Below are 18007 nucleotides of genomic sequence, written 5' to 3'. Positions count from 1 at the left end.
CAGCTCCGCGGGCGTCACCACCGACAGGCCGATGGAGTCCGCGCCGGCGACCGGCTTGACCATGTACCGGTCGGCGTCCGGCAGCAGAGCCGCGTCGGCCGCCCGGTCCACGGTCGGTATGACCGGGTAGCCGGCCCTGGTCAGCTCCAGCAGGTAGCCCTTGCCGGCCATGTCGCCACGACCCGTCAGCGGGTTGTACACGAGGGTGCCCCGCTCGCCGGCCCGCCGCCGGAACTCGTCGAACTGCTCCCGGTAGTGCAGCACCGGCCCGCTGTTCCGGACCACGACCGCATCGAAGCGGTCCATCAGCGTGACCGCGTCCCGCGGGTGGCACAGCGCGAGGTCGAACTCCTCGCGCAGCCGCGAGGTCAGGAACACGTCCTCGTCGCCGTACCGCCGGCCCTGCGCCGGATAGGCGAGATCGGTGACGAACAGAATCCCGGAACGCTTGCGCACCATGGCCGTCCTCGTCGGTGGGGGAGCGGCCACTCTACGCGGACCGGTCCCGCGGGCTTACGGCCAGGTCGGCGGGCCGTCAGGCGCCGGGATCGACCCCGGGGTGGGTGAACCGCACGGGCCTTCCCAGCGACCGGGCATAGGCGATCTCGGCCCGGGTGCTGTCTCCGACGTAGTCGCCGACCACGAGGACCTCGTCGGCGAGCCGGATCTTCGCCCGGTGCAGCTCGTCCAGCCGAGCCTTCAGGGCCGCGGCCTCGACGGGATCGGAGCGGAGTTCCTGCGCAGACTTCAGGTCGACGCCCGGCTTGACGACGATCCTTCCGGCCTCGGTCTCCCGCACCTCGGCCTCGCTCATCAAGGCCATGAAACGGGTGGAGCCGCAGAGCACGACGATCGGCGGGAGGCCCGACAGCCTCTTCGCGTCGGCGAGCCGCTCCTCGGGGCCGAGCGGTTGCGGGTACGACACTTGCTCCTCCTGGTGAGTGGTCCACGGGCCGGGCCGCGGCGACGAGAACGAGGATGCCCGAGAACGCGGCACCGCGTGCAACCGCGGTGCGGCCGGATCAGCGGCCGCCGGCCGGTGGGTGGACGGTGAGGCTGCCGTAGGCGGACAGGGCCCGGGCGGGGTCGCCGGGCGCGGAGTGCTTCAGGACGGCGTCGAGGAAGGCGAGGGTGGCGGAGGTGACGGTACGGATGCTCTCCGCGCGGCCCAGAGAGCCCGTCAGGGAGGGGACCGGGGGGAGGTAGAGCGGGCTGTCGGTGAAGGAGAGATGGGCGGCGCCGGGGACGGTGAGCCGGTAGGCGGTGCTGTCGTTCCCGGTGAGGGCCTGCTCCAGGCGGGGCAGGTAGCGGGGGTCGGTGGCGGCGGTGGGGACTGGGTGAGGACGAGGACCGGCGGGTGCAGGGCGGGGGTCAGGGGCCGTGCGGGAAGCCGTCGAGGTCGAGGGCGGCGGCGAAACGGGCGTCGTGCCGGGCGGCCTGCAAGGCGGCGGCGCCGCCCATCGAGTGGCCGGCGACGGCGGTGCGGCCGGTGTCGAGACGCCCGGTCAGCGGGTCGCCGGGGTACTCGCCGCGGTCGAGGCCCTCCAGACGGTCGAGGACGAAGCCGAGGTCGGCGGCCCGGATCGCGGTCCAGTCGGCCGCGAGTACCTCGTCGGCGTCGCGGTCGCCGGTGGAGGCGGTCGCGGAGCGGATCGTCCGCCCGTCGTCGAGGACGACCGCCGCCGAGTCGTAGGGGTGGTCGAGCGCGGCGACCGCGTAGCCGTGGCTGGCCAACTCCTCTGCCCAGGCCGTGTTCTGGGTGCGCACCCCGCCCGACCCGGGGGAGAACAGCACGAGCGGGAACCGTCCGCCCCCGTCCGCGACCGGCGCGTCGCACACGGCGCGGCTGCGGGCCCGCGTCGCCCCGTCGAGGAGGAAGCCCGGCAACCCCGCCGTGCCGGCGAGCGCGTCGCGGACGGTGCGCGCCTCCTGTTCCGTCCGCCCCAGGTACCGGGCCCGGGGCGCACCCGAGGGCACCGGCCGGGCCGGGTACCAGAGCTGGACGACGACGGTGCGCCGGTCGTCCGGGTCGGGGGTGAAGGTCTCGGGCCGCGCGGCGTCCGTCCACTGCACCACCCGGGTGCCGACCGCGAACGGCCCCGAGGGCTCCGGGAACTGCGGCACCGGGAAGGCCCACGCCGCCACCGGCCCGGTGGCGATCAGAGCGAGGCACCCGGCCGAGCCCGCCACCGCGAGCCACCGCCGCACCCGCCCGCCGCGCGGCCTCGGGAGGACCGCCGGCTGTACGCGCCGCACCTCACCCGGCCGCCGTCCGAGCCGCCGTCCGGGCAGCCGTCCGAGCAGCGGGCGGAGTGCGGGGGACAGGGCGAACGGCAGGGCCAGTGCGGCGCCCGCCAGGACCGGCAGCAGTTGCCAGCGGATGCCCGTCACCGCCAGCACGGCCGTGGACACCGCCAGCAGCGCGGAGGCCGCGACCGCGGCGTACGGACGGGCCGCGGCGGGAAGCCAACGCGCCGCCACCAGGGTGACGGCGCCCGTGGCGGCGAGGAGTTCGCAGAGGGACAGGTTCGGTCCCGCGATGAAGTCGATCACGCGGCCATCGTGGCCGGTCGCGGCTCGCCGCCGCGTCGTCCGGCAGACGTCTCCGCACCGCCACCGCAGTCGCAACCCGACGGCCCGGCCGGGCCCTTGCGGTGCGACCCCGGGAGGCATCCCGTCTCCTCCTGTGGTCGCACACCCGCCTCGCGTCCTCCGCCGCCGGGCGCATGCGCGGCGCCGCGCGCGGCCCCTAGCGTGGCAGGAGCGCGAACCCGCCCCGCGGGCGCGTACCCGGGTCGCGGCGGCGGCCCGTCGACCGACAGGAAGCAGCTGATGACCCAGGCGGCCACCCTCCCCGGCACGCCCCGCCCGCAGTGGACCGGCGGCCTGCGCGCGGCGCTCGACGTGCGGGGCCTGCCAACGGCGTTGGCGCTGCTCGCGCTCCTGGCGCAGCTGGCGGTGAGCCGCGCCCCGGGCGAGGCGCCGGTCGCGGCGGCCCTCACCGTCGCACTCGTCCTGCCGCTGGCGTGGCGGGGCCGGGCGCCGCGGGCGGTGTTCGCGGCGGTGGCCGCGGCCGCGTTCGTCCAGTGGCTGGCGGACGTTCAACTCCCGGCGGACGTCGCCCTGTTGGCGGCCCTGCACGGGGTGGCGGCACGCACCGACCGGCGCACCACGCTGATCGCCGCGGCCGTCGCGGGCGGCGGCGCGCTGCTGGCCAGCATGCGGTGGGCCACCGGCGGGGCGTACCTGGCACCGTTCCTGGCACTGGGCGCGGCCGTCGTCGCCGCCGCGGCGCTCGGCACGAGCACCCGCACCGCCCGGGCGCACCTCGCGGCCGCCCGGGAGTGGGCCGCCGACGTCGAGGCGCACCACGACCGGCAGGCACGGCTCGCCGTCGCCGAGGAACGCACCCGGATCGCCCGCGACCTGCACGACATCGTCACCCACAACCTGTCGGTCATGGTCGCGCTCACCGATGCCGCCCTCCACGCCCGGCAGCACGCACCCGGCGCGGCCGCCACCGCCATGCAGCGCGCCGCGGAGACCGGCCGGCAGGCCCTCACCGACATGCGACGCGCACTGGGCGTCCTGCACGCCGACGAACCCGACGCCCGACGCCACCCGCTGCCCGGCCTCGCCGAGCTCGACACCCTCGCCGAACGGATGCGCGCCGCCGGCCTGCCCACCCGCCTCGACCTCCGCGGCCCCCGCGACCAAGTGCCCGCCACCGTCCAGTTGACCGCCTACCGCCTGGTCCAGGAGTCCCTGACCAACACCCTCCGCCACGCCGCCGCCACCCGCGCCGACGTCCTCGTCCACTGCACCGCCCGGACCGTCACCGTCGAGATCACCGACAACGGCACCGCCGGACCCGCCGCCGCCACCGCCACCGGCCCTGCTACTGCCGGCGAGGGCCGGGGCATCCCCGGCATGCGCCGCCGCGCGGCCGCCCACGGGGGCGTGCTGGAGGCCGGACCGCTGCCCGGCGGAGGCTGGCGGGTCCGGGCCGGCCTGCGCATCGACGGCTCCGCGGCAGCGCCGGCATGACGATCCGTGTCCTCGTCGCCGACGACGAAGCGCTGCTGCGCCTGGCCTTCAGCACCGTCCTCGCAGCCGAGAGCGACCTGACGACCGTCGGCGAGGCCGCGGACGGCGACCAGGCCGTCGAACTCGCCGCCCGGCTGCGCCCGGACGTCGTCCTGATGGACGTGCGCATGCCCGGCACCGACGGCATCGAGGCCACCCGCCGGATCATCCGGACCTGCCCGCGCACCCGGGTGCTGGTCCTGACCACCTTCGACCTCGACGAGTACGCCTTCGCCGCGCTCGCCGCCGGGGCCTCGGGCTTCCTGCTGAAGAACACCCGGCCCGGCGAACTCCTCACCGCCGTCCGCGAGGTCGCCGCGGGCGGCGGCGCGCTCTCCCCCCGCATCACCCGCCGCCTGATCGACCGTCACCGCCCCCACCTCACCGCCGCCCCCCCCGACCACCGCGAGCGCCTGGCCCGCCTCAGCGCCCGCGAACGCGAAGTCCTCACCCACGTCGGCGCAGGCCTCTCCAACGCCGAGATCGCCACCGCCCTCCGCCTCGCCGAAGCGACCGTCAAATCCCACCTCGGCCGGATCCTCCAGAAACTCGACCTCCGCGACCGCGTCCAAGCCGTCGTCCTCGCCCACGAAAGCCGCCTCGTCGAGCGCCGCCCCGTTCCCCCGCCGTGACCGCCGCCCAGGGGCGCACCCCGTCCGGCAGGGACGTGCTTCTGGCTCAACTTCCCTGGTCTGCACGGTGAGTGACGATTCGGCGGGAGCTTGGCACGCCAGCGGCTGGGCCGCAGCAGCCGGCCTTCGGCGACGAAGGGCGCCACACCCGCACCGGCGCCCTTGCTGCCTGTCCCGGCCGGCCGCACACTGCTCCGCATGGGGGACTCGACCTGGCTGATCGCCGCCATCACCGGTGCAACCGCCGTCGCCGCGAGCTGGACCACCGGCCGCTTGTCGGCCCGATCGGCCCGGCAGACTGCCGAACTCAACGCCGCCGAGCACCGCAGCGAACAGACCAGGCAGGCCAGGCGCACCGCCTACCTGGAATTCATCGCCTGCGTCCACGCCATGGGAAACCTGAACGGCAACGCGCTGTCGCTCTTCCGCGGGCCGACCCGTCCGGAGTGGCGGTCGGCCCTCCAGGACATCCACAACAGGCTGCGCGACAACTACCACGACCGGTTTCTTCCCGCGCTCGACGTCGTGTGCGTGGAGGGCCCGGACGAGGTCGCCGCAGCCGCCATGGCCGTCGGCCCCGCATCGACCACGGTCTTCAAGCTCATCGAAGCCATCCTGCGCGGCGACGGCGACCCGGCCGAACTCCCCGGCAGGTGTGCCCAACTGTGGACAGCGGTGGCCGCCTTCATCCGCACGGCACGGCACACGCTGAATACGTAGCGCACCGTCGTCGCCCGGGGCAGCCGGTCACCGGCGGCACGGGACAGTCAGGGGTGTGCCGCCCCGGTGCCCGCACACTGGGCGGCGTTCGAGGGGTGCTTCCCGGCAGGACCGGTGGGCTGTACGTTGTCGCCGTGGACTACCTGGTTGATCTTCGGCGTGAACTGGACGCGTTCGGCGCCTCGCTGGACGGCGACCTGTCGGCACCCGTCGAGCACTGCGGGGACTGGACGTTGGCGGAGCTGGCCGCGCACATGGGAGCGGGGAACCTGTGGGTCGTCGCTGCGGTGCGGGAGGGGCACGGCGACAGCTACGACGAGGGTGCTGCGCCCCGTGACCGGGCCGGCCTGAAGGCCTGGTACGCCGGGACGGCGGACGCGCTGGTGGAGGCCCTGTCGGTCGATCCGTCGACCGCGGCGTGGACGTTCCAGGAGCCGCACACGGTCGGGTTCTGGCGGCGGCGCCGTGCGCAGGAAACGCTGATGCACCGGTGGGACGCCGAGCACGCGCTCGGCCCGGCCACGCCGATGGACGCGGCGCTCGCCGCCGACGGTGTCGCCGAGGTCTTCGACACGATGGCGCACCGCATGATCTCCAGGGGAGCCGCCAAGTACCCCGAGCGGGCCGTGCGGGTCACCGCCACCGACTCCGGCGGCTCCTGGACGTACGGGCCCGGGGAGCCGATCGCGGAACTCTCGGGCACTGCCGAGGACCTGCTGCTCATGCTGTGGGGCCGCAAGCCGCGGGACACCGGATCCGTGACCTGGTCCGGGGACCGTCAGGCGGGGCTGGGTGTGCTCGCCGGGCCGCTGGTCCCCTGAGAGGCGAGGACGCTCCCGGACAGCGGGCGTGGCGCCCGCGGGTTCCTGACGGACCGTCACCCGGCCCTGCCGTTCGCCGGTCGCCTTGTCCCCCGTCCACGCGTAGAACAGCCCGGGGGGCGCAGTCGGTCCGCTTCGGTGCCGGGGGCCTACCGGTGGGCGACGAGTTCGACCTCGAAGCCGTCGGCGTTCTCCAGGTAGGCGGCGTACGTCTGTTCGCCGCCGGCGTGCGGGTGGCGGTCGGGGAACAGGAGCGTCCAGCCGTGTCGCGGTGCCTCGGCGACCAGGGCGTCGACGGCGTCGGGGCCCTCGACGTGGAACGCCAGGTGGTTCAGGCCGGGCCGGCACCGGTCGTGCTGGCCGGCGGTGAGCGCGGGGGACTGCTCGACGACCAGGTAGGTCGCCCCGAGCCGCCAACTGCGGCCGCTGTCCCAGCGCTGGAAGAGCGAGTGGCCCAGTGCCTCCAACAGCCAGCCGAAGGACGCGGCGGCCCGCTCCAGATCGGGCACCCAGATCTCGACGTGGTGCAGCGTCCCGCGCACCGGCCGGGTCATGCCGCCACCGCCGGGCGGGCGGGGCGGACGGGCAGGGAGGGCGGGAAGGAGATGTCGGGCATCGGCCCATCGTAGATCGCGGGACCGTACGGCCGGCGCTCCGGTCGTCGTCCCCGCGCGCGGCGCGCTCCCACTCGTCCTCCGTGGGCAGCCGTACGCCGAGGCCGAGTCGTTCGCCCAGCCACCGGCAGTAGGCCGCCGCCGCCTCCCAGGCGACCCCGATGACCGGGTGATCGGCCGGCGTCCGTGGGACGGGCCGGCCGGTTGCCGCCGCGAAGAGCGCCCACTGCCCGACCGTGACCGGAGTCCGGGCGATCCGGAACGCCGGGACGTGCACCTCCGCGCGCGGGGCCTCCTTCAGGTACCACTCCACCGGCACCCCGGTCTCCGCGTAGCGGCGGGCCACGGCCGCCACCCCGTCGGCCGGCGTGCCCCGGTGCAGCACCCCGGCCGGGACCTCCACCCAGTCCACCAACTCCACCCGCATCGCTGCCTCCTTCTCCTCGAAGCGAACGGACCACCCACATGATCACCGCCGCGGGCGGGGCACGCGTCGGCCGATCGTCCCGTTCTCGACCGCGACCTTGGTACCGGGCCGCCGGGCCGCCGGGCCGCGGCGGCGGCGAACTGGCGGGCGGCTGCGCCCCGTTCGGCCGGCGCGGCCCTGCGGCCCGGCGGCCCCTCGGCCCGGAAAACCGTGCAGGTCGAAGCGGGTGGATGTGCCAGGATCGGCCGCCATGGAGAACTGGGACGAACTGTCCGTCACCGAGCAGGTGCTGGTCCGCCGAGCCGTCAACGGCACGAGCCCGCGCGGCAGCGCGACGCACGTCACCGCCGTGCTGCGCTGGGCGGGCTCGCCCGCGGTGCCGCGGCGCCGCAACGCCTCGCCCGCGGAGGAGTCGGAGCGGGTGCCGGAGCTGGCCGCGGCGGTGCTCCGGCTGGTCGCGGACGGGTGGCTGACGGTCCGTCGGGCGCTGAGCACCCGGTTCGTCCAGGAGGACGGGCCGGCCGTCACCGGCACGGAACTCGAGCGGCTCGTCGCCGACCCGGAGACCTGGCTGCTGCCGCGGGACGAGCGGAACGACCTGCCCGTCCTGTCGCTGCGGGCCACCGATGAGGGCCGCCACCGCTGGAAGGCCGCGGCGTACGCGCCGGGCGTCCCGGCCACCATCCACGAGCTGGAGCTGACCGAGGACGAGGACCGGATCCGGGTCTGCGCCCTGGAGGCGAGCGGCTGGCTGACCGGCAACTGGGGCGTGCTCGCCGACCCTCCGGCCGAGTCGGCGGGCGAGGAGCTGCGGGCCTTCGTCGCGGCGCAGATCGCCCCGCTGGTCCGGTTCGTCCGCGCGGGGATGATCGAGGTGCTGCACGTCCCGGAGCCGGACGCCGAGGGCGCCGTGATCCCGCTGAAGGACCTGCTGGACGCCCTGTGCGACCGGGAGTTGCGCTGCGACGACCGCGACGACTGGGGCGTCGGGTTCACCTGCATCCTGACCGAGTCGCTGTCGAACGCGCTCCGCTGACGTCCCGGGCCACGAACAGCCCCCGGCTGGGAGGATCTTCGGTATGACATCCCCGCTCCAGGTCCTGCGCGTCCTCGGTGACCGCCCGTTCGCCGAGGCCGGTGAGCCCGTTCTGGCGGTGTCCGACGAGGGGCGCGGCCTGCTCGCGGTGGCGGGTGGGCCCGCGTTCGCCCGGACGGCCACGGTGGCGGTGTACGGCGTGGGCGACCTCCGCTGCCGGGCCGCGCTCCGGAGCCGGTTCCCGGTACACGCCCTGGCCTTCCACCCGACGGAACCGCTACTGGCCGTCGGCACCGGCGCGTACGACGGCGGCTACCTGTTCGAGGGTGAACTGCTCCTGCTGGACTGGGAGACCGGGTCCGCCACCACCCTCGTCGAGCACGACTTCGGCCGCCAGGTCCTCGGCCTGACCTGGCTCGACGGGCAGACCCTGCGCGTGCTGATGGCGCCACCCGACGACCACCAGGACGGGAGGGCCCACGTCGAGGGCCACGTCGCCGTCGTCCGGCGGCCCAACTGGCGTGCTGCCGCGCCCCGTTCGCTCACCGGCGCCGATCTGGCCGGCCCCCGGGTGCCCGCCCCCGCCCCGAGGGGCGGGCCGAGGCACGTCGAACGCTCTCCGCGCTGAGCCCCGACTGGCAGCCCCGGCGCCACGTCCTCGCGGTGGCGGAACTGCCCGACGGTACCGTCCTGGCCACCCTCGACGGGGAGAGCGACACCCCGCCGCGGCCCGGACGTGCCGCCCTCGGCGACGGCCTGTCGATCGAGCACCGGACCACCGGGTACGTCGACCGGCGGGACCGTCTGCGGATCCGGCGCGGCAGCCGGGACTACGTTCGCCGGACCGTCCGTGCCCGCCGCGGACCCGGGCAGGACTGGGTGGCGGCCCGCGCTCCCGAGGGCCGGGCGCCCGGCCGCTGTTCCCGCTCTCCTGGGAGCCCGGGCAGACGCACGTCCCCGGCCCGGGCGCGGAGACCGCGGACGGCGACCTGGTCCACGCCGGCACCGTCCACGACGGTCGCGGCCTGCAACCCGGCGGTTCGTTCGTCGTCCGTCGCGCTGCCGCCGACGGCGCACCCCGCTGGATCCTCCGGACCGACCACGTCGCCACCGACCTCGACGCCGGAGCGGACACCGTCTACGTGGCCTATCGCGACGGCGAGGTCCTGGCCCTCAACCTCCACGACGGGACGGTCCGTTGGCGCGAGCGGTTGACCGTCGCCGGGGTTCCGGCCGTTCCGACCGCGCTGACGGTGACCGAGCCCGGCCGGCTGCTCGTCGGCACGTCCGACGGGCGGGTCCTGGACTGCGCCGCCGCTTGACCCGGTCCCGTGTGCCCGGGTGTCCTTCCCGCGCCGGCCGGCGCCGAGGCGAGCCGGTCGCCGGCTCAGCGCCGTTCGAACGGCAGGTCGCGCGGCAGTACGCGTTCGCGCGGCCCCGCCGCCCGCAGGACCACGTCCAGCACTCGTGCCGGGTCGGCGGCGTAGGCGTGCGAGAACCAGGCCATGTCGGCCTCCACCACGGCCCAGCGGTGGCCGGGCCGGTACGGGTCGAGCAGCTGTCCGACGTCCACGACGACGGCGCTCGGCAGGGTGTGTCCGGCCGCGGCGGTCAGGCGGTCGGTGAACTCGGTGAGCTCCGCGGCGGTGGTACGGTCCGCGCGGTCGGAGCCGAGCGGGCGGGGGTCGAGCCGGCCGAACACCGCGTACCGGCTCGCCGCGGCGATCCGGCCGTCCAGCAGGAACAGCCGGTACTCGGCCGCGAAGGTCACCACCTCGGACAGCAGGACCGGGGTCGCCGGGTCCAGCCCGGGCGGCAGGCGCGAGCCGTCGGTGTGGACGGCGGGCGGGAAGGACTTGTCCCGGGGCGGCTTGACGAACGTCGGCCGGTCGATCGCCCACACGTCGGCGACAGTCCCCGACCGGATCTCACGGCCGGTGAACTCCTCCGGCAGCTCGGCGAGCCAGCCGTCCGTCGGCTCCAGCAGCGCGAACCCGAGCCGGCCCGCCAACCGCCCGCCCGCGAGCGGGCCGCCGTACCAGTGCGCGGGGCCCGCCGGGCCGGGCTCCTCCGCCGGCCTGACCCGCATGCCCCGAGCCGCCGCCTCGACGGCGAGCAGCTCCATCGTCGACGTCCGCCTCCCCGGCATGACCAGCACCCGCGCACCCCTCCCGCAACCCGCGAAGCCGCCACGCTATCCCCACCGCGCCCGCCGCCGCAGCCGAGAATCCCGGCCGGCTGCGCCGGACGCTAGTCGCTGCCGCCGAGGAGGACGCGGTAGACGATGGTGGCGCCGTCGGTGCTGACGTCGGTGCAGAGGTCGCGGCGGTCCAGGAGCCAGCCGTTCGCCTCGCACCGCTGCCGGGGGCGGAGCCGGTCGGCGGCCGCTTCGGTCGGCACGCCGGGAGGGCCCGCGAGGTAGAGGGTGCGCCAGCAGGTGGCGCCGTGGCCGTTGCCGCAGTCCTCACCGTCGTCGAGGACGGTGTAGCCCGGCGGCGGCTCCGGCACGGCCCGGGGGGAGGGGAGTTGGGCCTCGTGGAAGGCCACCAGGGCAAGCAGCGGGGTGAGCGGGAGGACCAGGCCCAGCTGGGCGTGGAAGGCGATGCCCGCGGCCCGCCGCCACCCGCTCGGCCGCACGGTGAGCGGGCCGGCCATCCGCCGGTCCAGCCAGACGCCGAGCAGAACGGCCAGCTCGGCGACCGGCACGCAGAGCAGGTAGATCTCGGCCTTGCTCCGCGGCCGCAGCAGGTCGAACGCCACCGCGGCCACCAGCGCCAGCCAGAGCAGCAGCCCGCCGGCGACCGCCGCCCGCAGCACCCCGTGCCGGGCACGCAGCAGCCAGTGCGCGAGCGGCAACAGCGCGAACAGCACCCCGGCGACGGCCCACAGCACGACCCCCATGACCCGAAACCCCTCCCAGCGGCGGACGACGACACCTCGGGAGGTCGGACGCCGGGGGCCGCCCGTCGGTTCCGGCACGAAGGGGCGGTGTTCGGGCCCGGTGCCCGGCGGGGTGTGCCGGCTGCCGCGCTTCGGGGGCGGTCAGGGGGTGCGGGTGAGGGTCCGCAGCGCGTGGACGAGCTGTGCGGTGGCGGTCCGGTCGAGGGGGGCGAGGAACTCGCGTTCGGCCGCCTCGCGGGCCTGCTCGGCGGCGGCCCGCGTCCGGTGGCCGTGCTCGGTGAGTTCGACGGTGTTGCGGCGCCGGTCGTGTTCGCTGCGCCGTCGCTGCACGAACTCCTTGCCTTCGAGGGCATCGAGGAGGGCGACCATGGTGGTGCGGTCGATGCCCAGGCGCTGCGCGGCTTCGAGCTGCGACAGGGGGCGGTCGCCGGCGAGGACGGCGAGGACGGCGAGCTCCCGTGCGTCCAGGCCGAACGGGGCGAGTGCGGGCCCGATGTGTTCGGCGAGCCGCAGTTGGGCGTGCTTGAGGAGGTAGCCCAGCCGGGTGCCGAGGAGTTCCGCCGCCGCGTTGCCGCTTCCGCCGTCCGCGTTGTCGTGCTTTGCCATCCCAGGATCCTAGCAAGGCAACTGATGGTCAGTCGGGCTGACGATCCGTTAGGGTGACGGTCATGTCTGTTGATGTTTCCGAGAGCATGCTCCGCTTCGGCGTCAAGACCACGCCGATGCACCTGTCCTGGGACGAGATCCTCCGAGTGTGGGAGGAGGCGGACGAGTTGCCGGAGCTCGACGACGCCTGGCTGTGGGACCACCTGATGCCGTTGGCGGGGCCGCCGGGCGGGGCGGTGCTGGAGGGCTGGACGCTGCTGGCGGCGCTGGCGGCCCGCACCACCCGGCTGCGGCTGGGCCTGCTCGTGACGAGCAACAGGCTGCGTGCACCCGCCCACCTGGGGAAGATCGCGACGACGGTGGACGTGGTCTCCGGCGGCCGGCTGGTCATGGGCCTGGGGGTGGGCGGCACCCGGCAGCCCGCCGGTCCGAACCCGGCGGTCGCGGAGTACGCCGCGTACGGCTTCCCGCTGCCCGGTCCGGCGGAGGGGCTGGCGCGGCTGAGGGAGACGATCACCGTCCTGCGCCGGATGTGGAGCGAGGAGGTGTTCGACCACGACGGCCCGTTCACCACGCTGCGCGGCACCCGCAACGGCCCCGGCCCGGTCCGGCCGGGCGGACCCCCGCTGCTGATCGGCGGCTGGGGCGACCGGACGCTGCGGGTCGTCGCCGAGCACGCCGACATCTGGAACGTTCCCGGGCCGCCTCACAACGGCGTCGACTGGATCGCCGAACGCGGCCGGGTCCTGGACGCGCACTGCGAGGCGATCGGCCGTGACCCGGCCGGGATCCTGCGCTCCGCGCAGATCATCGTCGACTACGCGGACCCCGCCGGGACCCGTGCCCACGTCCGGGCGCTCGCCGCCGCCGGCGTCCGGCACGTGGTGCTCGCGCTGCCGCGGCCCTACCCGGGCAGGGCCGCGGGCTGGCTGGTCGAGGAGATCGTCACCCCGATCCGCGAGGAGGGCCTCTGACCCGGGGTAGGTCCGCCCGGGGTAGGTCCGCCCGGTGGCCGGGGCCGGGGGTGCGTTCGGCGGGATTCAGCTCGGGAGGGTGCCGAGCCAGGTGGTGAGGAGCCGGTTGACCTGGTCGGGGCGTTCCTGCTGCACCCAGTGGCCGCAGCCGTCGAGGAGATGGGCGGAGGCCAGGCGAGGGAGCGCGGTGGGCAGGGCGTCGATCGCACCGGCCATCCAGGTGGTGGTGGCATCGAGGGCGCCGCCGATGAACAGCGACGGCTGCTGGATCGGGGCGCCGGCGTGAGGGGCGAGGTCCTGCCAGTCGCGGTCGATGTTGCGGTAGCGGTTGAGGGCGCCGGTCAGGCCGGTGCGCTCGAACTCCCCGGCGTACACGTCGAGATCGGCCTCAGTCAGCCAGGCGGGCAGCCGGTCGTCGGGGAAGCGGTCGCGCAGGCGGCCGCCGGCGCGGGTGACGAAGTGGGGGCTGGGCCGGCCCGGGCCGGGCATGGTGTCGGCGGACAAGGCCGCGAAGAACCCGGCCAGCCAGCCGCGCACGTCGGGCTCGATCTCCGCCTCGGCCCGGCCGGGCTCCTGGAAGTAGGAGACGTAGAACTCCTCGTCGCCACCCAGCTGCGCGAAGGCGTCGCTCGGGCGCGGGCCGCCGGGCGGCGTGTACGGGACGCTGAGCAGGGCCACGGCCCGGAACACCTCCGGGTGGAGCAGGGCGGAGGTCGCGGCGATCCCGGAACCCCAGTCGTGGCCGACGACCACCGCCTGCTCCTCACCCAGGGCGCGGACCACGGCGAGGTTGTCCTCGACCAGTTCGACCATGCGGTAGGCGTCGCTCCGGGCAGGCCGGGAGGAACGGCCGTAACCGCGGACGTCGAGGGCGACGGCCCGGTAGCCCGCGGCGGCGAGGGCCGGGAGCTGGTGGCGCCAGGAGTACCAGGACTCGGGGAAGCCGTGGACCAGCAGCACCAGCGGCCCGGTGCCCTGTTCGACGAGGTGCAGGCGTCCGGCGGGCGCCGGGACGGTGCGGTGGAGCAGGTCGGCGGTCGGCGCCGGCTGGTGCATGAGCTTCTCCTCGGTCCGAAAGCGGTGTGTGCGTTGGGTGTGTGCGTTGATCGTGCGCTGCGGCGGGCACCCGGCGCGAGAAGCGTTGCCAGCATGGCAAACTGCCAGGACGGGGACGGGGACGGCGGCGGAAACGGGGACGGCGGCGGGTGCGGCGGGTGACAGGACGGGAGTGGGCATGACGGACGAGGCCGCGGCTGACGCGATGGCGGGCATGGGCCCTCGGCTGCGGGCCGCGCGCGAACGGCGCGGGGCCACGCTCACCGGCGTCGCCCGGACGACGGGCATCTTGCCGAGCACCCTGTCGCGGATCGAGACCGGCCGGCGCAGGCCGACCCTGGAGGTGCTGCTGCGGCTCGCCAACGAGTACGGCGCCTCCCTGGACGAACTGGCCGGCACCGCACCCGCGTCCGAGGCGGCAGCCGGGCCGCGCGTGTCGGCGCCGCCGCAACGGCCCGGCGACGACGACAAGGTGGTGTTGCCGCTGACCCGGTACGTGGGGGGCCTGCACGCCCACAAGCACGTCCTGCCGGCCCTCGACGCGCCGCCGGCGCGGCCGCGGCAGGTCTCCCACGACGGATGGGAGTGGCTGTGCGTCCTCTACGGGCGGCTCTGGCTGGCGCTCGGCGAACAGGATCTCGTCCTGAGCGCCGGCGACGTGGCCGAGTTCGACACCCGCACCGCCCACGGGGTCGCGAACGCGGGCCCCGGCGGGCCGGTGGAGTACCTGATCATGTTCGGCCCGCAGGGCGAGCGCCTCCGCCCGCGCACCCCTGCGCCGGGGCGCGGGTCGCGGTAGCGCGGGGGTGCCCGCCGGGGCGTCGGGCTTCCGGGCCCCTGGTGCGCGAGGAGCCGTTGCCGGTGCCGGGAGGGTGGTCGTGCGCCGTCGGGCCCGGGCGGTCAACGGGCTTGAGCAGCAGGGCAGTCGGGGCTACTTGGATCCCGGGGCGGGCTCGGTGCGGAGCTCGACCGTGGAGAAGGCCGACTCGCTCGGGCCGGTGCTCTCGGCCGGGAAGCTGGCGAGCGTGGACGGTTCGTCCGGTCGTCGGTGGTTCGCGCTTCGGGGGTCTCTGCGCCACAGGTCTTCGCGAACGTGTCCCGTTCCCGGGAGCGGTCCGCGTCGGCGTCGCAAGGTGTCCGGAACCAGCTCGTGCACTTCCCTCTCCTTCGTAGTCATACCGGTCCGGGCGCTCGTAGCGTGTGCATCCGGCAGCGGGGCGGCTCGCCCCGCGCAATGGGAGGGGAATTCGATGCCTCTGCTCACACGGAGGACCACCAAGGGCGTCAAGGGCCTTCGCGCCCTCGCCATCGGGGCGACCGCGATCGCCGCGAGCCTCGCACTGTCCGCGGGGCCGGCTGCCGCCCACGTCGGCAACTACCCGACGTACAGCTGGGACAGCTACAAGTGGAGCGCAAACGTGCTGGTCGACTACGGCCAGTCCCGCGCGGCGACGCAGTGCTCCAACAACAAGATCTACTACGGCGGCTGGGTCGGGCCGGGCTACTGGGCCTTCGGCTGGAACTGCGCCGACTACGGCGCCACGCTGGTCGACTTCTGGATCGAGAACCGCTGACGCACCGGCCCTCCTCGACGCCCGCACCTTCCTGGCGCACGGGTCCGTCGTCCGGCCAGTAGCACCTCGGCGGGCCGGTGGCAGGCCCTTCGCATTCCCCGCGAGCAGGAGCGCCCGCCGTGCCCGACGTCATCCATGGACCGGGGGGCGTCCGTAGCCTGCGGGAGCTGGAGCGTGGCCGCGCCGATCGCGCTCCGCCTGGCCGTCTCGGCACCCGGGGCGAAGAGCTGGACCGCACTACCGAGGAAGAACGCCTGAGACGCCCACGGCCGGGCGCGCGGCGGCTACCGTCAAGAACCACAAGGATCCGGGGTGGTGCCGGGCCAGTCGCCAGGGAGAGCGGCGGGTGGGGGGATGAGCGCCCGGGCTGCCGAACTCCAGTTGCGGCCGAGGTTCGGCCGGGGGACCCGGAGCCGTAGGTACCGGACCCTGTCGGGGCGGGCCGTCGCCCGTCGGAACCGGCCGGCTCGCTGCCGTCCATGATCCTTATCCGAGCCGACCGAGGAGGCACTGTGGCAGACGAGTACGCCATGCTGATCTGCGACGACTGGCCCAATGCGGTGGTCCTGACCGACTCCGGACCCCACACCATCGAGGTCGTGAAAGTGCTTCGCCGGCGGGCCGGGCTGAGCCTGTGGCACAGCAGGTCTCTTCTGGACCGTCTTCCGGCAACCATCCTCTACGACGTACCGCAGGAGGTGGCCGAGGCAACGGTCCGTGAACTCCTCGAAGCTGGCGCCAAGGCCGAAGTGCGGCAACAGACGTAGCGGTTGAACACGGTCGCGCCGACCCATGCGCCGAGGCCGGCCATCGTCGGTTGCATCCCTGCCGGGCGCCGGTGCACGATCGGCCGATGTTCGAGTTGCTGCCCGGAGCCGGGGTCGTCCTGCCCGCTGAAGTGGGCACCCTCGGCCTCGGGGCGGACGTGCGGACGGCGGTCGAGGTCCTGGCGGGGCTGGGCCCCGTCCGGCCGCTGCCGGGAGCCCCCTGGATCCACACCTCCCGCTGGGGCGACGTCGAAGTGGCCGTCCACGCCGACCCGGCGGATCGGGCCGCGGCCGTCCCGGGCGAACCGCTGGTGCGTTCCGTCGTGCTGAGCCGCGGCGGGGCGGCGTCGGGTGTTCCGGGGGGAACGCCCGTCGTCCTCGGAGACGTCGACCTGTTCGGCTACCCGGCCGCCGAGGTGGTGGAGGCCCTCGGCGACCACCGGCCTCCAGGGCTGGAGCTGCGGGCCGGTGACGGGCGAGGCTACATAACGGGCGTCGCCCTGCACGCCACCCCGCCGACCGCGCCGACCGGTCGCCGCGCCCGGACTGCGGCCGAGGCGGCGGAGGCCGAGCGTGCCCTGGCCGGACACGAGCCGCTGTGGACCACGGAACGCGACCAGTGGCAGCTGCTGGAGGCCGGCGGCGGCCACCTGCCCTGCCGCCGGGACGATCCGCAATCCATCCTGCTGATCTGCAACGAGGCCGTGGCCCGGCGGGTCGTCGCCGCGATGCTCGCGGCTGGCGTGGAGGTCGTACCGGAGCAGCCCTGAGACGGTCCCTCCGCGGGGGCGGCGAGCGCGGGGCGTGGAGCTGGGGGTCGGTCAGGTCGGTGCCGCCTCCCCGCGCAAGGTCTCGGAGAGGCGGCGCAGCCTACGACTTCACAGGTACTGCATCGGGTGGCACCCGTGCACCCTTCGGGGAGGAAGTCCGATGAACGGGGGAGAGCGATGGGGACGAAGCTGTTGGCAAAGGGGGCGGCACTCGCCGTCCTGGCCGGGGCACTGCTGGCTGGTGCCGTCGCCGTCCAGGAGGACCACTACCCGGGGGGTGGTGTGCGGCAGGCGAAGGACGACTTCTCCCCGGGCGCCGGTGGTGTGGTGCAAGCCGGCGAGGAGGCCTGGCCGGGCAAGGGTGGGGTGGCGGCGAAGGAGGACTACTACCCGAGCACTGGCGGAGTGGTGCAAGCCGGGAACGACTACTGGCCGCACAGCGTGTCGGCGGGCCTGGCAAAGTCCAGGTGTGCGGCCAGTTGAGTCCCAGCAGATGGCCACCAGTGCCGGATCGTCGGCGACGAACTGTCGATTACGGCCCGCACCAGCTCCCGTGACCTGTCAGAGATCTGGCGGAACCAGCTGTCAACGCCTGGCGTCCCGCAGATCATCGATGCGCACTACCCCGACCACCCGACGGCCGCTCGGTTCATCGGCCGAGGCTCCGGCCGCGCTCGGAGGCGGAGCTCGCGTTCGTGGACATCGGCCCGGGAGCCGGGCGCTGGCTCAAGGAGGCCGGACCCGCTGGGGTCTCCGGATCCGCGCCAAGATGGCCCACGTCGTCGAGCTCGCCGCCGTCCTGGGGAGCGACAAGGTCGACCAGGCACTCAGGCTCGCGGCCGCGGCCGGGCGTTTCGCCGAGGACGACCGGGTCTCCGTCCTGCAGCACATCGCGGGAAACAGGCCCATCGGCCAGGTCGTCCGCGCGGACGAGGCCCACTCCGTTCAGAACGGCACTATCGCCTGGCAGGCCCCGGGCCGGCAGCGGGCGGCGGCCGGGGAGTCGACGGCCGACTGACCGTA

At 75.0% G+C, this 18007-nt stretch carries 21 protein-coding genes and 2 pseudogenes; 14 read left to right on the top strand and 9 right to left on the bottom strand.

Features of this window, described 5'->3' with window-relative positions; translation table 11 throughout:
- The 3 genes and pseudogenes from KCH_RS00290 to KCH_RS00280 form a co-directional block, all read right to left on the bottom strand.
- A pseudogene (locus tag KCH_RS00290) lies at nt 1–459 on the bottom strand (hypothetical protein); the annotation flags it as partial.
- A gap of 76 nt (nt 460–535) precedes the next feature.
- Nucleotides 536–925 carry a hypothetical protein gene (locus KCH_RS00285; protein WP_035857962.1) on the bottom strand — a complete coding sequence of 130 codons (390 nt, stop codon included), beginning with the start codon at nt 923–925 and terminating at the stop codon, nt 536–538.
- Nucleotides 926–1371: 446 nt separating this feature from the next.
- On the bottom strand, nt 1372–2553 hold the full coding sequence (locus tag KCH_RS00280; protein WP_425268718.1) for an alpha/beta hydrolase family protein: 1182 nt from the start codon (nt 2551–2553) through the stop codon (nt 1372–1374).
- Between the two features lie 279 nt (nt 2554–2832).
- On the opposite strand from KCH_RS00280, the gene KCH_RS00275 reads away from it, so the two are divergent.
- The 4 genes from KCH_RS00275 to KCH_RS00260 all read left to right on the top strand — a co-directional run bounded on the left by KCH_RS00275 (nt 2833) and on the right by KCH_RS00260 (nt 6259).
- Complete coding sequence (locus KCH_RS00275) at nt 2833–4047, top strand: sensor histidine kinase (protein WP_035857960.1); 1215 nt, start codon at nt 2833–2835, stop codon at nt 4045–4047.
- Complete coding sequence (locus tag KCH_RS00270; RefSeq protein WP_035857958.1) at nt 4044–4718, top strand: response regulator; 675 nt, start codon at nt 4044–4046, stop codon at nt 4716–4718. Before KCH_RS00275 ends, KCH_RS00270 begins: the two co-directional genes overlap by 4 nt.
- Before the next feature lie 198 nt (nt 4719–4916).
- Nucleotides 4917–5438 carry a hypothetical protein gene (locus KCH_RS00265; protein ID WP_157031817.1) on the top strand — a complete coding sequence of 174 codons (522 nt, stop codon included), beginning with the start codon at nt 4917–4919 and terminating at the stop codon, nt 5436–5438.
- A 134-nt stretch (nt 5439–5572) separates the two neighbouring features.
- The gene (locus tag KCH_RS00260) at nt 5573–6259 is read left to right on the top strand and encodes a maleylpyruvate isomerase family mycothiol-dependent enzyme (protein WP_035857956.1); all 687 of its coding nucleotides are present in this window, start codon (nt 5573–5575) and stop codon (nt 6257–6259) included.
- Between the two features lie 149 nt (nt 6260–6408).
- Here the strand turns inward: KCH_RS00260 and KCH_RS00255 are convergent, their stop codons facing one another.
- Nucleotides 6409–6813 (bottom strand): VOC family protein, encoded by a 405-nt coding sequence (locus KCH_RS00255; protein ID WP_035857953.1) that lies wholly within the window; start codon nt 6811–6813, stop codon nt 6409–6411.
- A gap of 100 nt (nt 6814–6913) precedes the next feature.
- Nucleotides 6914–7300, bottom strand: a pseudogene (locus KCH_RS38900) (formylglycine-generating enzyme family protein); the annotation flags it as partial.
- Between the two features lie 250 nt (nt 7301–7550).
- Between KCH_RS38900 and KCH_RS00250 the strand changes: the two are divergent.
- From KCH_RS00250 to KCH_RS46375, 3 genes are read left to right on the top strand one after another with little or no spacing between them, the layout of a single operon-like run.
- Entirely contained in the window at nt 7551–8336 is a 786-nt protein-coding gene (locus tag KCH_RS00250; protein ID WP_035857951.1) for a hypothetical protein, read from the top strand.
- Nucleotides 8337–8379: 43 nt separating this feature from the next.
- Nucleotides 8380–8964, top strand: coding sequence for a hypothetical protein (locus KCH_RS40685; protein WP_035857949.1), 585 nt, complete (start codon nt 8380–8382; stop codon nt 8962–8964).
- Complete coding sequence (locus KCH_RS46375) at nt 8858–9658, top strand: outer membrane protein assembly factor BamB family protein (RefSeq protein WP_157031816.1); 801 nt, start codon at nt 8858–8860, stop codon at nt 9656–9658. The genes KCH_RS40685 and KCH_RS46375 overlap by 107 nt, the downstream gene beginning before the upstream one ends.
- Nucleotides 9659–9723: 65 nt before the next feature.
- Here KCH_RS46375 and KCH_RS00235 read toward each other — a convergent pair whose 3' ends face one another.
- The 3 genes from KCH_RS00235 to KCH_RS00225 all read right to left on the bottom strand — a co-directional run bounded on the left by KCH_RS00235 (nt 9724) and on the right by KCH_RS00225 (nt 11843).
- Nucleotides 9724–10461, bottom strand: a complete 738-nt coding sequence (locus KCH_RS00235; RefSeq protein WP_051652573.1) for an ATP-grasp domain-containing protein — start codon at nt 10459–10461, stop codon at nt 9724–9726.
- A 125-nt stretch (nt 10462–10586) separates the two neighbouring features.
- A complete protein-coding gene (locus KCH_RS00230) occupies nt 10587–11237 on the bottom strand; it encodes a hypothetical protein (RefSeq protein ID WP_035857945.1) in 651 nt (216 codons plus the stop codon).
- A gap of 141 nt (nt 11238–11378) precedes the next feature.
- Entirely contained in the window at nt 11379–11843 is a 465-nt protein-coding gene (locus KCH_RS00225; RefSeq protein WP_035857943.1) for a MarR family winged helix-turn-helix transcriptional regulator, read from the bottom strand.
- A gap of 62 nt (nt 11844–11905) precedes the next feature.
- On the opposite strand from KCH_RS00225, the gene KCH_RS00220 reads away from it, so the two are divergent.
- Complete coding sequence (locus KCH_RS00220; protein ID WP_035870320.1) at nt 11906–12817, top strand: LLM class flavin-dependent oxidoreductase; 912 nt, start codon at nt 11906–11908, stop codon at nt 12815–12817.
- Nucleotides 12818–12883: 66 nt separating this feature from the next.
- Here KCH_RS00220 and KCH_RS00215 read toward each other — a convergent pair whose 3' ends face one another.
- The gene (locus KCH_RS00215; protein ID WP_035857935.1) at nt 12884–13873 is read right to left on the bottom strand and encodes an alpha/beta hydrolase; all 990 of its coding nucleotides are present in this window, start codon (nt 13871–13873) and stop codon (nt 12884–12886) included.
- 178 nt (nt 13874–14051) lie between these two features.
- On the opposite strand from KCH_RS00215, the gene KCH_RS00210 reads away from it, so the two are divergent.
- The 6 genes from KCH_RS00210 to KCH_RS00185 all read left to right on the top strand — a co-directional run bounded on the left by KCH_RS00210 (nt 14052) and on the right by KCH_RS00185 (nt 18002).
- Nucleotides 14052–14672, top strand: coding sequence for a helix-turn-helix domain-containing protein (locus tag KCH_RS00210; protein WP_035857933.1), 621 nt, complete (start codon nt 14052–14054; stop codon nt 14670–14672).
- Nucleotides 14673–15123: 451 nt separating this feature from the next.
- The gene (locus tag KCH_RS36545) at nt 15124–15447 is read left to right on the top strand and encodes a hypothetical protein (RefSeq protein ID WP_051652572.1); all 324 of its coding nucleotides are present in this window, start codon (nt 15124–15126) and stop codon (nt 15445–15447) included.
- Between the two features lie 512 nt (nt 15448–15959).
- A complete protein-coding gene (locus KCH_RS00200; protein ID WP_035857931.1) occupies nt 15960–16214 on the top strand; it encodes a ribosomal protein L7/L12 in 255 nt (84 codons plus the stop codon).
- An 86-nt stretch (nt 16215–16300) separates the two neighbouring features.
- Nucleotides 16301–16984, top strand: coding sequence for a hypothetical protein (locus tag KCH_RS00195; protein ID WP_035857929.1), 684 nt, complete (start codon nt 16301–16303; stop codon nt 16982–16984).
- A gap of 192 nt (nt 16985–17176) precedes the next feature.
- Nucleotides 17177–17467 carry a hypothetical protein gene (locus KCH_RS40675; protein ID WP_157031815.1) on the top strand — a complete coding sequence of 97 codons (291 nt, stop codon included), beginning with the start codon at nt 17177–17179 and terminating at the stop codon, nt 17465–17467.
- Nucleotides 17468–17753: 286 nt separating this feature from the next.
- Nucleotides 17754–18002 carry a hypothetical protein gene (locus tag KCH_RS00185; protein ID WP_035857925.1) on the top strand — a complete coding sequence of 83 codons (249 nt, stop codon included), beginning with the start codon at nt 17754–17756 and terminating at the stop codon, nt 18000–18002.
- Nucleotides 18003–18007: the final 5 nt, after the last annotated feature.

Source organism: Kitasatospora cheerisanensis KCTC 2395, assembly GCF_000696185.1.
Classification (GTDB): domain Bacteria; phylum Actinomycetota; class Actinomycetes; order Streptomycetales; family Streptomycetaceae; genus Kitasatospora; species Kitasatospora cheerisanensis.
Note: the sequence above shows the minus strand (reverse complement) of the source record. Positions and strands in the feature narration are given on the sequence as shown.

Coding starts and splice junctions, on each gene's coding strand:
- KCH_RS00210 (WP_035857933.1), top strand. CDS start 14,052: ATGACGGACGAGGCCGCGGCTGACGCGATGGCGGGCATGGGCCCTCGG.
- KCH_RS00225 (WP_035857943.1), bottom strand. CDS start 11,843: ATGGCAAAGCACGACAACGCGGACGGCGGAAGCGGCAACGCGGCGGCG.
- KCH_RS00265 (WP_157031817.1), top strand. CDS start 4,917: ATGGGGGACTCGACCTGGCTGATCGCCGCCATCACCGGTGCAACCGCC.
- KCH_RS00275 (WP_035857960.1), top strand. CDS start 2,833: ATGACCCAGGCGGCCACCCTCCCCGGCACGCCCCGCCCGCAGTGGACC.
- KCH_RS40685 (WP_035857949.1), top strand. CDS start 8,380: ATGACATCCCCGCTCCAGGTCCTGCGCGTCCTCGGTGACCGCCCGTTC.
- KCH_RS00195 (WP_035857929.1), top strand. CDS start 16,301: ATGTTCGAGTTGCTGCCCGGAGCCGGGGTCGTCCTGCCCGCTGAAGTG.
- KCH_RS00255 (WP_035857953.1), bottom strand. CDS start 6,813: ATGACCCGGCCGGTGCGCGGGACGCTGCACCACGTCGAGATCTGGGTG.
- KCH_RS00220 (WP_035870320.1), top strand. CDS start 11,906: ATGTCTGTTGATGTTTCCGAGAGCATGCTCCGCTTCGGCGTCAAGACC.
- KCH_RS00250 (WP_035857951.1), top strand. CDS start 7,551: ATGGAGAACTGGGACGAACTGTCCGTCACCGAGCAGGTGCTGGTCCGC.
- KCH_RS00235 (WP_051652573.1), bottom strand. CDS start 10,461: ATGGAGCTGCTCGCCGTCGAGGCGGCGGCTCGGGGCATGCGGGTCAGG.
- KCH_RS00215 (WP_035857935.1), bottom strand. CDS start 13,873: ATGCACCAGCCGGCGCCGACCGCCGACCTGCTCCACCGCACCGTCCCG.
- KCH_RS00270 (WP_035857958.1), top strand. CDS start 4,044: ATGACGATCCGTGTCCTCGTCGCCGACGACGAAGCGCTGCTGCGCCTG.
- KCH_RS00230 (WP_035857945.1), bottom strand. CDS start 11,237: ATGGGGGTCGTGCTGTGGGCCGTCGCCGGGGTGCTGTTCGCGCTGTTG.
- KCH_RS00185 (WP_035857925.1), top strand. CDS start 17,754: ATGGCCCACGTCGTCGAGCTCGCCGCCGTCCTGGGGAGCGACAAGGTC.
- KCH_RS36545 (WP_051652572.1), top strand. CDS start 15,124: ATGCCTCTGCTCACACGGAGGACCACCAAGGGCGTCAAGGGCCTTCGC.